The following is a 15,430-nucleotide window of genomic DNA, read 5'->3' as shown; positions in this document are numbered from 1 at the left end:
GATTTTCTTATACATTAACTTTAACCGCATCCCATTCTCTTAGTTGTTTTAGAGATTCCTTATAGTAACTTACAACTATATCTAAATAGTTTCCATCCTTAACCGGTGTGAATGGATTTGGTCCTGCAGCAACCATTTCCATAATAATTGGTCCTTCATAGCCAAATTCATGTAATGCTGTAATTTGACCTTCTAGATCAGAATGTCCGTCACCTACACCTTGTCTATTTGAATCAGCAATATGATAAACACCTAACTTTCCCCCAGCATCTTTAAGAGCCTGAATAGGACAAGCTTCCTCAATATTCATGTGATAAGCATCTAATAGTACCTTAATGTTTTCACTTCCAACTTCATCAATTAGGCGTAATGCTTCTTTTGAAGTTACAATTTGATGATTCTCATAACGATTAAGTACTTCAAACACAACTTCGAGACCAAGTTCATCAGCTTTACGCACTACCACTTTCGAGCTATTCACAAGCAACTCCCAATCTTTCAATAAATCCCCACTACCCTGCGTTTTCCCAACATCTCCATGTAAACAAATTCTTTTTGCACCCAATTCTTGTGCCCAGTCTAATAAGTCTAGAAAATATTGAACCGCTCTAGAACGTACCTTTTCATCAGCACTTGAAATATCCACATTATCTGGAGTCACTGATAATACTTTTAAATCATATTTATTTAAAATTGCTTGCAAAATAGCAGGATTTTGTGATAAATCTCCTTGAACCTCAACTCCATCTACACCAATTTCCTTTGCTAGTTTGCATTTCTCTTCCAATGATATATCTCCAAAAGTCCATAGACAAAGACCATAATCCCTATTCATTTTCTTCCCTCCATGTATTTAATCGTTAATGATATTTTTTGGTTTTAGCATATAGACATATGTATAAGTAATGTTGCTATTTTTATTTAAAAGGGGGATTCATCCCCCTTCAAATGAATCCTACTCACATATTTCAGTAAAGCATTCTATATTCGATTAAATTAATACGTGTTGGTCAAGTTTAATTGGCAGGTTACTTTTCACAGATTCAATACTAGCTAGCGCGATTTTCAAAGCATATCGAGCATCATTAGCAGTTGCTAATGATGGTTTATTATGAATCACACAATCTACAAAGCTTCTTAATTCACCAACGTAAGCATCAAACAATAAATCTTGATCGTAACGGCAGGTATCAAAACTTACCCCATTATGGTTATATCTCGTCATACTTGATTCACGGATTCCTCCAGCAGTAATCATACCTTCTGATCCGAAAACCTCTGCTCTAACGTCATAACCATATACAGCCTGGAAATTCGCTTCTGCAGTTGCAATAGTACCATTATCAAATTTTACAGTTACAACAGCAGTATCTAATAAACCACTATCTTTTAGGTCAGGTCGAATTAATGCATCTGCAATCGCATAGACTTCAACAGGCTTTGCACCAGGATTTAAATACATTAGTGTATCAAAGTCATGAATTAATGTTTCTAAAAAGATCGTCCATTCTGGAATAGATTCAGCTCTATTTAACTTAGGATCTCTCGTTGTTGATTTCATTAATTGTGGTGTGCCGATCTTACCAGATGCAATTTCTGTATGAGCAGAATAAAATCCTTTTTCAAATCTTCTATTAAAACCAACTTGAACTAAAATGTTACTTTCATCACTCGCATGAACAATCTCATTTGCTTCTTTCAAATTAACAGCCATAGGTTTTTCACAGAATACTGCTTTACCTTGTTTAATAGCAGCAAGAACATTACTTGCATGTGTACGCGCTGGTGAAGCAATCACCACAGCATCTATGCACGGATCCTGAATTAATTCCATCGGATCTGTGTAAGCTTTTGCATTTACATCTAATTGACTTATTAATCCTTTAGCAGCACCAGGTACAGGATCTGCAACCGCATACAAGTTTGCTTGAGGTAAGCGTTGAGCAATCGTCTCACCATGAAAAGCTCCCATTCTTCCAGCACCTATTAAACCAATATTTAATTTATTCATAACAATGCCTCCTGAAATTTATGTAGTTAACACTATGTGCATTTTAGGAAAGTACTTTCCTTACTTTCACATTGTAAGCCGTTACATTTAATTAGTCAAACTATTTTTAATTTAAAAATTACTTAGGATGGACCTTTTTCTTTGTATCAATTTTCAATAACACCTGCTATATAAGCATTCACTATCATCTTTTAATTTAAAACTACACCAAGGAAATTTTTTTCGTAGGAAAGCACTTTCCTTAATGATCAAAAAATAACTTTATTGGTTGCTATTATGGTGAATACCAATCTGTAACCCATTCACCCTCCCCCCTTTCAAAAGAAAAAACGTAACCTCCAGAAATACTTCCAAAGGTTACGTACAATGAATGATTACTTATGAACTTAACTATTTTTTAACTTAACGTTTTTTCATAAACCTCATTAAAATCTACCCACACAGCACCATTATCTGCTGAACGAACACAATTTTCAATCCAACGAACTCCTTCAAGTCCAGCATTAATATCAGGGTATACCATTTTACTTAATGCTTCTTCATCACCGCGATTTTTCGCATCAATTGCTCTAGCAAACTTTAAATATATATTTGCCCATGATTCAGATAAACCTTCTACATGTAATGCTCCTAATCTCTCATCAGCATTACACATGTCATCCAAATATGGCATTGCTCGAATTAATGTTTGAATCGGTTCTCCTTGAACTTCATATCTAAGTTCACCAGGATTGCTATCCCACCACTCTAGGCTAGCCTTTGATCCAACTATACGAATTCTATGACCATCCATACACCCTGCATTAATGGAAGAAGTCCACATAGTACCTACAGCACCATTTTCATAATGCATAATAACGTGTGCATTATCCTCTAGTGGAGCACGACTACTAATAAAACTTTGGCGATCACATAATAACTTTTTAATTTTCATATGAGGCATAATTAACTGTGACATATAATAGGTGTGTGTAGATAGATCACCTAGAACAAAGCTTGGCCCAGCAATTTTCGGATCTACTCTCCATTTTTGGGCTTCACTGAATTTATCTGCGTCATCAGTAGCATTAAAGCCATGTGTATATTGCAGATCAACTACACGAATTTCTCCAATATCCCCTTTTTCAATCATTGCTCGCATTTGAAGTAACATTTGATTACCAGAGAATCCATAAGTTACTCCGACAATTTTCCCTTTCTGCTCAGCAAGTTCCTTAATTTCTAAAACCTCTTCACTAGTAAAAAATAAAGGTTTTTCACAAATGACATGTAAATTGGCTTCTAGTGCTGCTTTGCAGATTTCATAGTGAGTTCCATTCGGTGTAGCAATTGAAATAACTTCAATTCCATCCTCACGTGTAGCTTCTTTGACAAACATCGTTTTATAATCTGGGTAGCAACGATTTTCTTCAACACCTATGTTCGTACCAAAATCTTTTCCTCTTTCAGGATCAATATCAAATGCACCTGCTACTAGTTTAAAAGCAGTATTGTCTCTTAAAGCCCCAATACGGTGTTTATAACCAACTTGCCCATGTCTTCCACCACCAACCATAGCCCAGCGTAATGGTCTTTCAATTTTCTTCTCTCCATTTAACATCAAAATCTCCTCGCTTTCAGTTAAATTGTCAAATTATTTTTATTACCCCTAAATTCCCAATAAAATATAAAATGGTACCGTTTACACAAATACAAATTAATAGTGTTATATAATGAAAATTAGGATTATAAGTTACTTCTATACTCGACTTCTAATGCTTCTTCTTTATTCTGCTTTCCATTATAATTACGGAAATAGAGTTCTAATTCCTCAAGTGTTCGATCCTTTGTCTCAGGCAAATACTTCTTCACAAATGCGATAGCAAATACCCCCATTCCCGCAAAGACAAAGAATGTTGTAGATAGCCCAATACTTTCAAGTAATACCGGAAAAGCCAAACCAATAATAAAATTCGTTATCCAAAGACAAAACACACTAATTCCCATTCCAAATCCTCTAAGCCTCAGCGGGAAAATTTCTGCGAGCATAAGCCATGTTACAGGTGCAATTGCCCCCTGCATAAATGCTAGAAACATAACTGTTAAGCTAAGTACTACATATGGTAATGCTACAGAACCCTCCAGTACTTTAGAGAATATTCCTATAAGCATCAGGGCTGTAGTCGTTCCAATCAATCCAATTATTAACATCCGCCGACGTCGAACCTTCCCTAAGAGCCAAATACCTATGCAAACCGCTATAACTGATATTAATCCATTCGCAATATTAGCGATTAAAGCCGCCTCTGTTTTAAAACCTGCATCTTTTAGGATTTCTGTCCCATAATACATGATAGAGTTTACCCCAGTAATTTGTTGCACGATCGCAATACCGATTCCTAGAAATACGATACGACGTACCCAGGGTACAGCCATATCCTTATACGATGCTTTCTGTGTATCGGATTCTTTAGCAATAGCTGCTTCGATTTCTTTAAACTCTGATTCTGCTTTATCTGTCTCACGTATCTGCCTGAGGATACTTAAAGCACTATCTTTTCTTCCCTTTAATATGAGCCAACGAGGGCTTTCAGGAACTCTTAACATACCAATAAAGAGAAAAATTGCTGGTAATGCTGCAATAACTAGCATATACCTCCAAACGTGAGTAGTATCACCCAAGGTATTACCTAAAATGGCATTGAAAACGAAGGCTAATAATTGCCCACCTACAATCATTAATTCATTTTGTGTAACTACTCGCCCCCTTCTTTCAACAGGTGACATTTCAGCTAAATAAGTCGGTACTGTTACCGATGATCCTCCTACTGCTAGCCCTAGTAAAAATCGAAAAATCACCATGGTAGTAACATTTGGTGCAAGCGTACAACCAATTGTTCCAATAAAGAACAGTACCGCAAGATAGAGAATGTTTTTTCGACGTCCGTTAAAATCAGAAAGCCGTCCTCCAAATACTGCACCTAATGCTGCTCCAAAAAGGAGTGAACTTGCAACTAGACCCTCAGTAAAAGAGTTGAGCCCAAGATCCTCAGACATAAAAGGCAAAGCACCATTTATAACACCTGTATCGTATCCGAATAGTAACCCCCCTAATGTTGAAACCAAAATAATTGTTCCTAAAAAAGAGTTTTTCCTCAGTTTTCCATCCATAAAAACCATCCCCTTCTTTTGATTTTTATCTGACGTTAATAAGTGATTGACTTTTCCCCTTCTGAAAATCTCTTGGTAAAGCTTCTTTTAACACATCCATTGACTTTTTAACTCCTGTCAGAGGATCCATCGTTAAGTCCTCCATTTCAAGTACAACTGGCCCTTGATAACCTGTCATCTTAATGACTGTGAAAAATTCCTTCCAATAGCTAACATCATGTCCATAGCCTAATGCTACGTAATTCCACGAACGAGTTTGGAAACTTTCCATTGGTTTCACATCAATAAGACCATTAATATCATTAATGCCTCTTTCGATTCGGACATCTTTCGCATGTACATGATAGATCGCATCCCCTAATTCTCTTGCAGCTAAGATAGGGTTACCTCCCATCCAAAATAAGTGACTTGGATCAAAATTCATTCCAACCATATCACCTATCTCATTTCTTAATTTAAATAGCGTTTCTGGATTATGGACTAGGTTACAGCCTAGATTCTCAATAGCGATCTTATTCACCCCATACTCTTTAGCAACTTTTACAGCCTTTTCCCAATACGGGAAAGCAACTTCATTCCATTGCCACTCAAGAGTTTTAAAATGTGAAGGTAATATTGGATGTGTCAACCAATTCGGTGTCACATCATTTGGACCACTACTAGGACAACCTGACATCATAACAATTGTTTCCACTCCTAAAAGTCCTGCAAGTCGAAACGTTTTTTCAACAACTTCTTTATGTTCCTGCCCCTCTTCAGTTGGTTCTAGTTGATTACCTGAACAGTTCAAAGCAGCGATTTCGAGTCCTCTTCTTTTAATAGCATCTAGAAACTTTTCCCTATGAACAGAACTATCAAGTAAAAGATCTAAATTTACATGTGGTGCTTTTGACCAGTTTCCACAACCTAACTCTAGGGATTCCACACCATTTTCAACACATGTATCAAGCATTTCTTCAAATGACATGTATCCTAGAATATCAGTTACTAACCCTGTTTTCATCATATCAATTCCTCCTAAAAGAACTTATCTAATATTAAGTAAAATGAACTAAATTAATACCTAACCACGTTTGCAATAAATAAACAATTTGGAATCAAGTATAAATTTCAACACCTTTATGTTTTTAGGACACCAAATACTAAATTCCTTCATTTCTTTGTACTACATGATAACGATTCCTCTCTAAAAAGCTACCTAATTTAAGATAATCATATATTGGTTTTAAAAATGCCCAACCCAATAAAATCACCATTGTAATCGTTATCATTTTTTTGTGGATAGATAGTAATCTGTATCACTTCTAGTATGATTATATACACCATTTGGCTCGATGTATTTACACAAAATAGACTACTTTTTTATACTTTCAGGACATATCTAACAAAATTAAAAAAACCTCACTCTTGTAGTGAAGGTTTCTCTTTCTCTGAATATGTCTTTTTTTCTTGATTCGTATACAGTGTGCGAAAATTGCCAGGAGGATTTCTAACTGTAGCTGAGAACACACGAGTAAAGTAATGCACATTTTTAAAACCTGTTTGTTCGCTAATTTCTTTGATACTTAAATTTGTAGTTTTTAGTAACATAGCTGATTTTTGTATCCTCTCTTTTTTCACATACTCAGAATAACTAACTCCTAGTTCTTTCACAAACAGTCTTGATAAGTGCCGACTAGAAATATGTAAATGTTTAGCTATATCACTGAGTTTTAATGTATCAGATAAATTATCTTGAATATAAAGCTTTGCTTGCATTAAAATTGGTGATGTCTCTTCATTTGATATGTTTTGATTTGAGCTATCCGCATCCATTGGACTGAATCTTTCTAGTAATGAAAGAATCAAGGAGTTTGCTATATTCATAAGTATTTCTTCAAAAAAGGGATGGTCGTTTTGAGAAGCCTGAGAAAGCAATGATTCCCAAAGTAATGAAAAAGATGCCCTTTCTTCAACATCAATAATAATCTCGGTACATTCCTCAATTTGCTCCATAATCTTTAACCATTTGTCATTAGATTCTGATTCTATTAATTCTAATCCAATATAGAGAAGGAATAATCCATCCTCGCTCTTAATTTGATGTAAAACATTAGGCCTTGAAAGAAATAAGGTATTTTTTTGTAACTTATAGGTAGAGTTATTATCTATATATTCACCTTCACCATCTACAACAAAACACACCTCAAAAAAAGAGTGTTTATGAAGTAAAGTATTATAATGATTAGGCATAACTCCCCAATAATGAACATGAAAAGCTACTTCATTAAAAGATAAATGATGAACATATTTGTTTAATGAAGTTTTACCTGATAATAAATTATTGATATTCAAGAAGATTACTCCCCCTAATAATGATAGTTATAATTTTATAAATAATTTCAAGCCTTTAAAATAGCCAGGTTATATCGATTAACTAAATATTCGTATGAACATATTCTTGATTTTCTCACAAAATCCCTTTATACAGTTAGTGAATATCCTACAAAAAAGCTCCAATCCCTTTTATTATACTAAGGAACTGAAGCTTCTTACTCTTAGAATTTTAACCACTGATTACTACCCTGTAAAAATTAAAATTTGTGAGGTTAATATAGTTTATTGAATTTCAACCAACATAAAAGAACTTTATTTAACTAACTCCCATTCAATTTTATTTAACTCCTCAATAAGAGCTCTTACCATGTCTCCTGTAAGATTTGACTCTGGAAAATCAGCTAACGCTATCAATGTTTGTGATTTCATTGCAAAGATTCCTGGTGGTTTTGTTATACCAGGAGCATATTTATCTAATACCTTCATTGCTTCTTTTTGGTCAAGGAGATCAATAAGCCTTGTCTCTTCAGAATATGTTGGCTTTAATCCTCGCATGTTACGGTATTTAAAGTGATAGGTACCAGAACCAACTGTAAGACGAACTCCCTCTTTGGATTCAAAATAGGTAATAATATCCATAGAATCAATCAATAATTTACCACTTTCAAGAACATCAGATAAATCTGCATAAGGCAGAAGGATATCTGCTGTAGTATTAGGTGGAATTTCCACTTCCATTTCAACCTCTTCATGAGAAAGCCTCCATGAGGATAAAATTCTTCCATACATAGATTCAAAAGCTGCTTTTGCGTGAGTTAACTCAATTCCAGCAAATTTCGGTTCAATACGAATTCGTTTATATGCTGGAACAGCTTTGTCTTTACTAAGGCCCGCTACATTTTGATACATCCAATTACCAATAGACCCGTAGGCATAATGGTTGAAAGAGTTCATTTGATCGCTCCAGAATGAACCATCTTCCTTTATACTATCCCAATGCTCCCATATTGTTGTAGCACCCTTGTTAACAGCGTAAAGCCAAGACGGAAATTTTTCCTGCAACAATAATTTGACAGCTGTTTCATGATAACCACCTTTTGATAAGGCCAAGCAAAGATAAGGAGTACCAACAAACCCTGTTGTTAGATGATAATTGTTCTGGATAATGAGTTCGTTTAGTTCGTATGCTGTCCGCTCTTTAGCTTTCCCATCGACTAAATCGAACATGAGCGCTATGACATGAGCTGTTTGCGTTGGGGACACCAATCTTCCTGATGGTGAGACAAATTCATCGTTAAATTGGGCGATAATCTTTTCTAGCAAGACACAATATTCTTGTACGTCATCAGATTTCTCAAGAACCTCTGCTGTATCTCGAAGTATTCTTGTTGAATAAGCATAAAATACAGTGGCAATAAAGTCCTTTGGTGTAGCCCCTACAAAGCTATTTTCTTTTGCATCAAGTGCTAACCAATCACCAAAGTGAAAGCCTGTATTCCATAGATATTCACTTTTACCTTGTTTACGAATATATTCTACCCATGCCTTCATACTTTCATATTGCTCAGAAAGTAATCGTTTATCTCCATAGTTTTGATAGACTGTCCACGGAATAATTGTTGCTGCATCTCCCCAGGCCGCTGATCCAACTCCAGCCACAACAGCAGGAATAACAATTGGAACATTTCCATCAGGAAGCTGATCAGCCTTTAAATCACGGAGCCACTTCGTGAAAAATGGGCCCCCATGATAATTGAAAAGCGCAGTATCTATAAAGACTTGGGCATCACCAGTCCAACCTAATCTTTCATTACGCTGAGGGCAATCTGTTGGCAAATCAAGAAAATTCCCACGTTGCCCCCAAACGATATTTTTCTGTAATTGATTGATTATAGGGTTAGAACATTCAAATTCACCTGTCAATTCCATATCTGAATGGATAACTTCGCCAAAAAAGTTTTCAAGCGGTAATCCATTTTCCTGTCCAGGGTATCCCTCAATCTTTACGTATCGAAATCCTTGATAAGTAAAATGAGGGGCATATGTTTCTACGTCTTCTCCCTTTGTGAAATACTCAATTTTTTGCTCAGCTTTTCCTAGGTTTCCAAAGTAAATATTGCCTTCTTTATCTAGTACCTCTGCATGCTTCAGAACAATGCGTGTTCCTTCTTTGGCACTCACCTTGAATCTCACTCTACCTACCATGTTTTGTCCCATATCTATAACTGTGTCACCAGCTGGTGTGATGAAGGCATCAACTGGCTTAATCACTTCTGTAACCCGTGTCGGCCAGTTTTCCTGTGCAACCAAATTAGAGAAAGGTAAATCTTGAATAATCGTTCCTTTCCAATTATGATCATCAAAATTTGGAAGGCTCCAGCCACCTATTTCACGTCTGGCATCATACGTTTCCCCATTGTATATTTCTGAATATAAAATAGGACCAGTAGATGCTTTCCATGTGGTATCCGTCACAATCATTTCTTCCGATCCATCACTATATGTTACATAAAGCTGAAGTAATGCCGCTCTTCTATCGCCATATACATGTCGTTTGTCTTCAAAACTAAGAGTCCCTTTGTACCAACCATCAGCCAACACGATTCCTACCACGTTTGACCCTTCGGTTAATAGATCAGTTACATCATAGGTTTGATATTGCAATCGTTTATGATAACTTGTCCACCCCGGAGAAAGTAAATCATCACCAACCCGCTCACCATTTAGAAACAATTCATACAAGCCAACTCCTGTTCCATAAATGCGAGCTGATATTATCTCCTTCTTTACATTAAATCCTTTTCTTAATAAAAATGTTGGCTCAGAAAGTGGATCAAGTTGTTCAGTTGATGGTGTGATCCACTTTGCTTTCCACTCTGATGTATCAAGCAATCCGGTTTCCCACCAAGATGTAGTACTCCATGATGATTCACGGTCAAAATTATCCCAAACCTTTATTCGGTAGAAATACCTTGTTCGTGGTGTTAAATCAGGACCACCATATTCAATTTGAATTGATTCATCTGTATAGACGATTCCAGTATCCCATAGCATTTCCATGAAATCATCGCGACCTACCACTACTTGAATTCGGTAAGCCTTTTGCAATGTTCCACGGAGGTCAGATTGCATTTTCCAGCTAATACGCGGTTTCTTCACATCAATTCCAAGCGGATTAAAACGATATTCACATTTTAATGAATCTACCAATAGCTTTGTCATATGTTTTCCCCTCTCAATCTGTTTTTCGCTTCGGCAATAGGGAACTGGCATTTTATTAAAGAATGCCAGTTTTCCACGCTCTTCTATTTACAAGAAAATTTATTTTATAATAGAATGTTGATTCCACTTTATTTCGTTACAAGCGCGTTCATTTGAGCAATACGTCCAAGATAACGTGCGCTTTCCTTCACTTTTCTTTCCTGTGTAGTTCGATCAACCTCAATTAAACCAAATTGCATAGAATAACCAGAATTCCATTCAAAATTATCAAAAGTAGACCAATGCAGATAGCCGATAATATCAATTCCTTCGTTAAGACAAGATTGCACCCCTTCAAGACTTCTGCGGATAAATTCTACACGTCTTTCATCATTTGCAGTTGCCACTCCATGCTCAGTAATCATGATTGGAATTGACACAGCCTGTTTCACCTTACGAATAACATTTCCAAGTGCCTCGGGGCAATATACATATCCCATTTGCGTAAGCTCAGTTCCTTCAGTAGGTGCCACTTGGCCTTCTGGACCGTATGTCTCACGGGTATAATTTTGTAATCCAAAGAAGTCATCTTCAGCAATCATATCCTCAAATTGACCAAAATAACTTTGCCACTTCTTCTCGGCAAGCTCTTCACCACCTGAGATAGACTGAATGTCTGAAAGTGCCATCGAAAAGCCTACTTTAGTATCTGGAGCAATCCCCTTAATGACCTCACGTGCCTTTTTATGTGCTTCTTTTAATATCTTAATAGATTTTTCGTCTGAAATCATATGGAACGTGAAATATTTATCTGCTGTCGTGCCACATAACTGAGCTGCTGATTCTCTCCATTTTGGAGCCACCCATGCATCTCTTTCAATTCCTACAGGCGGTATAAAACCAATACTTGAAAAAACCTCCCTCAACATTACAGGTAAATTCACTTCATTCATTGTAAGAGTGTAAGGAATTAAATGCCCTAGTTCACGAAACACAACCTCACAATACTGGGAAAATAACTCTGGAATCTCTGGACTGGCCCATCCCCCCAACCGCATTAGCCATTTTGGTGAAGAAAAGTGATGCATAGCCACTACAGGTGTTATTCCATATTTATGACATGCTTCAAGAACACCACGATAATGTTCGATGGCAGAATTTGAGTATTCTCCCTGCTCAGGTTCAATTCTGGACCATTCTATCGAAAATCGGTAGGCTTTTAATCCTAAGCTAGCCATAAGTGCAATGTCTTTTTCATAAAGTCGATAATGATCAATTGCATCACCAGACCTATCTTTATATGGTGATCCCTCTGCATGCTCCTCTGCCCAAAAATCATTGTTCATATTATTTCCTTCAACCTGGTGTCCTGCAGTTGCTGAACCCCAAATAAACTGTGGCGGAAAATTAAATGTCATGTCGTTTCGCACTCCCTTTTACTTGTTCAAATGCTTTATTACTACATTTTAGCAAACGCATTCATTAAATTTAATGTTGAAAAGAAAGAGAAGTATTGCTCGATTCAAATATGATAGTCCATTGGATAATTGGATTCATTTAATAGGAATGCTCTTTTCTAAGAGATTGTTGCTTTTAAAACAAAAACTATTTTAGGTTGATTGGAACGGATTGCGAGACTCCTGCGGGAGCAGCGGGACAGGTGAGACCCCGCACTCGTTTACGCCGGCTCACCGCCCGCCCCGCGGAAAGCGAGCAACTCTCGCTGCAATCAACCACACGACACTTCATGGTAAATAGCAACAAAGTTTGCGAAAACAGCCAATAGGAAAAACCGCTTTTAGAAGCGGCTTTTCTGAAGGGAATGATTAAAGTTTATTTTCTCTATACTCTTTTGGAGTTTGTAAGAAGATATCATTAAATTTTTTATAGAAGAAAGACAAACTGGTGTAACCAACCTTTTCTGCAATTTCTGCTACAGGAAGGTCCGAGTTTGTTAAATATAACGCTGCTTTATTTAATCGTTGAATCTGAAGGAGATCCTTGAAGGACTTTCCGGTTGCTTTCTTAAGAACAGAGGAAGCATAGTTCGGATGATAATTATAGTGTGAAGCCATTTTCGTTAAACTACAATCTTTATAATGATCTTCAATATATTTTAGAAATTCGAGAACAATATCATCTTGCTTAGTATCGACCGGCTTTATACTATTGGAATTGTTACTGTGTCGAATTAATTCAGTGAACAAAATGAAAAGGTAGGAGTTTATCATATCTGCAGAGCAAAAGTCTTTTTCAAAATACTCACACATAATATGTTCCATAATTCCGGCTATATTAGAGCGATTTTCAAATGGAAAGTGTAGATAATTATTTACTCTTCGATTGTTTATCAGAGAGTCTACCAAAAATTGAGAAATAATGCTTTTATGTGTAAATCGACTAAGAAAACTAGATGATAAATAGTCGTGCTTTAGTTTAATATCTATTACAATATCTGATTCCGAAATCCCCTCTACTGCATGAGGGGTTCGTTTATCAATAATAATAATTTCTCCCTCAGAAATGGTCATTTTCCCGTTTTGCATAACGATTGTGCATTGTCCCTGATAAACATAAATTAATTCAATATAATGATGAATATGCATAGGAACATACGCAGTAGGTAACTGCTGAGAAATCCCAATAGGATCTTCAATAGGAGTGACTGTTAAATCAAAGATCATATCAAACACATAAACTTGCTCTCCATTTATTTCAACCGTTTCCGGATTAAATGCTTTTTTTATAGCATCCCATTCGGTTGCTTGTTTGGTATTGTTGGTTAATAGAAATGAGCGCAACTCATCACCATTCATAGGAATCCTCCTTACTTTAAATCATGAAATTATAGCATACAGATCCTAAAATGAAAATAACCTACTCAGGCTCACATGTCCCCGAGTAGGTTTTTGAAGAATTAACTATCTAGTTTAGATCTTCTTTGTTTTATTTCCTCTAAAGCATCTTCACGAACTTTTCCTGAAAACTTAATAAATTGGATCGGAATTGCTGCAATGATACTAATAATAGCAGGTATCAACGTAAACCCTAAGAAAATCCCATCAATTGTTCCCGTTCCTTGACTCTGCGATGCAGCTTCATATCCTATATAAGTAAGAATTAAACCAACAAGTAAACCCGCTATTGCTCCCTGACATTTACTCGTAAATGACTGTACAGCAAATGAAATTGCTTCAAATCGGTTTCCTGTCTTCCACTCTCCATAGTCAATTGCATCCGTAATTAACAATGCTACAATTGTTGAATTTATTAATGCAAATAAGAGAGTTATTCCATTAATGATGAAAACAAGTGGTTGAATATCATAACCAATTACATATAAAATAAAAAGTGTCACTGCATGTGCGATAGAGCAGACTAGAAATATATATTTCTTTTCAAATCGTTTTGTTAATGCCGGTACGATCATCGGAATTAACGGTATAATGCCCAAGGCTGGTATATTAAGCAAAGCCATATATGATATACTACCTAAATTATTCACTGCGAAATAAACGGAAAGTGATTGTGAAATTGGCATAGATAATCCTAGAAAAGCGGTTAGAAGTGTTAATTGTAAAGGTCTATTCATTTTCAAATAAGAGAGCGTTTTCTTTAAACTTACAACCTCACCACTAGATTTTACCCTTTCCTTACATACAAAAGCCATAATTAGCATGAAAATCAATGCCAAAACTGAAGCAAAAATTGCTAAATTCGAGTAACCTTTCCCTGGATTAATACTATCAATATAAGCTACAATTGGTCCACCTGCTAGCATTAAGAGTATTAATCCGACAAGTGTTGATACACGTGCAATTGAAACTAACCTAGTACGTTTTGATTCATCTTGAGTCATTACTGTAGAAAAACTCCAATATGGTACATCAAAGAAGGTAAAAGCTAGTCCCCATAAAATATAGATTGATAATAAATAGATAAATTTCCCCGAATCAGATAGGTCTGGACCATTGAACAATAGGATCGTTAACAATACCCATGCAATACTGCTTACTATTAAATAAGGACGAAATTTACCATAAGGTGTTCTTGTTCGATCAACAATGATACCAGCAATAGGATCTGAAATTGCATCTACAATTTTTGCGATAAAAAAGATTGATCCTACTGCTAAAGCTGATACTCCAAATACGTCTGTTGCATAAATCATTAAGTAAACATTGATAAGACCTGACAAAAGAGAGTTCCCTAGTCCACCACCAATATATGAAGCTGTTTCTCGTTTTCTTAGCTCTGTTTTTTGTGTTCTTTCATAATACAAGTTATATTTTTTGGCTGTTTCCATAAAATGAACACTCCTTTACTTGATACTACCATACTTTATAGCGGTTACATTTTTCAGCATTTGACCCTAGGCTTAAAATTAGAACTGCTAAGATTCAAATCTTAAATAAAGATTTCACTCTCCTTGTATAGATAATTTTACAGTACGAAATACTTACCTTATCTTCATTCTAGCAATCGCTTTCAAGTAAGGTAATGTTAAAATGAAAGCGATTGTTTGCTTGAATCAAAGATTAGTAATATCGTTTCATTCCTCCCTTTAGGTATAAAATGATCATAAGAGCAAACTGCAGAACTATGATTTTAAGCACTGATAATAATAAAATATGTATCGATCCATTCCCCACATTAAAAGAAAACAATCCGCGAGAAAAAACACTATTTCAAAAGTAGAAATAGCGTTTTTACCTGTTATATTCATTCTTCATTATCTACGATTAATCAACA

10 protein-coding genes are annotated in these 15,430 nt (G+C 35.8%); all 10 read right to left on the bottom strand.

Going from position 1 to position 15,430, the window contains the following annotated elements; all coding sequences use genetic code 11:
• Positions 1 to 7: 7 nt before the first annotated feature.
• Positions 8 to 835 (bottom strand): sugar phosphate isomerase/epimerase family protein, encoded by an 828-nt coding sequence (locus HUW50_RS15690; protein ID WP_066324637.1) that lies wholly within the window; start codon positions 833 to 835, stop codon positions 8 to 10.
• A gap of 156 nt (positions 836 to 991) precedes the next feature.
• Positions 992 to 2,011, bottom strand: coding sequence for a Gfo/Idh/MocA family oxidoreductase (locus HUW50_RS15685; RefSeq protein ID WP_066324634.1), 1,020 nt, complete (start codon positions 2,009 to 2,011; stop codon positions 992 to 994).
• 397 nt (positions 2,012 to 2,408) lie between these two features.
• Positions 2,409 to 3,614 (bottom strand): Gfo/Idh/MocA family protein, encoded by a 1,206-nt coding sequence (locus HUW50_RS15680; RefSeq protein WP_157094270.1) that lies wholly within the window; start codon positions 3,612 to 3,614, stop codon positions 2,409 to 2,411.
• 122 nt (positions 3,615 to 3,736) lie between these two features.
• Entirely contained in the window at positions 3,737 to 5,161 is a 1,425-nt protein-coding gene (locus HUW50_RS15675) for a sugar porter family MFS transporter (protein ID WP_066324628.1), read from the bottom strand.
• 25 nt (positions 5,162 to 5,186) lie between these two features.
• Positions 5,187 to 6,164 (bottom strand): sugar phosphate isomerase/epimerase family protein, encoded by a 978-nt coding sequence (locus tag HUW50_RS15670; protein WP_066325776.1) that lies wholly within the window; start codon positions 6,162 to 6,164, stop codon positions 5,187 to 5,189.
• A gap of 398 nt (positions 6,165 to 6,562) precedes the next feature.
• A complete protein-coding gene (locus HUW50_RS15665; protein ID WP_066324626.1) occupies positions 6,563 to 7,495 on the bottom strand; it encodes an AraC family transcriptional regulator in 933 nt (310 codons plus the stop codon).
• Between the two features lie 294 nt (positions 7,496 to 7,789).
• The gene (locus HUW50_RS15660) at positions 7,790 to 10,699 is read right to left on the bottom strand and encodes an alpha-L-rhamnosidase (protein ID WP_066324616.1); all 2,910 of its coding nucleotides are present in this window, start codon (positions 10,697 to 10,699) and stop codon (positions 7,790 to 7,792) included.
• Positions 10,700 to 10,827: 128 nt separating this feature from the next.
• A complete protein-coding gene (locus HUW50_RS15655) occupies positions 10,828 to 12,096 on the bottom strand; it encodes a glycoside hydrolase family 1 protein (protein ID WP_185653024.1) in 1,269 nt (422 codons plus the stop codon).
• A 408-nt stretch (positions 12,097 to 12,504) separates the two neighbouring features.
• Entirely contained in the window at positions 12,505 to 13,494 is a 990-nt protein-coding gene (locus HUW50_RS15650) for an AraC family transcriptional regulator (protein WP_066324602.1), read from the bottom strand.
• 101 nt (positions 13,495 to 13,595) lie between these two features.
• On the bottom strand, positions 13,596 to 14,984 hold the full coding sequence (locus HUW50_RS15645; RefSeq protein WP_066324594.1) for an MFS transporter: 1,389 nt from the start codon (positions 14,982 to 14,984) through the stop codon (positions 13,596 to 13,598).
• Positions 14,985 to 15,430 lie beyond the last annotated feature (446 nt).

This window comes from Metabacillus sp. KUDC1714 (genome assembly GCF_014217835.1).
Lineage (GTDB): Bacteria > Bacillota > Bacilli > Bacillales > Bacillaceae > Metabacillus > Metabacillus rhizosphaerae.
Note: the sequence above shows the minus strand (reverse complement) of the source record. Positions and strands in the feature narration are given on the sequence as shown.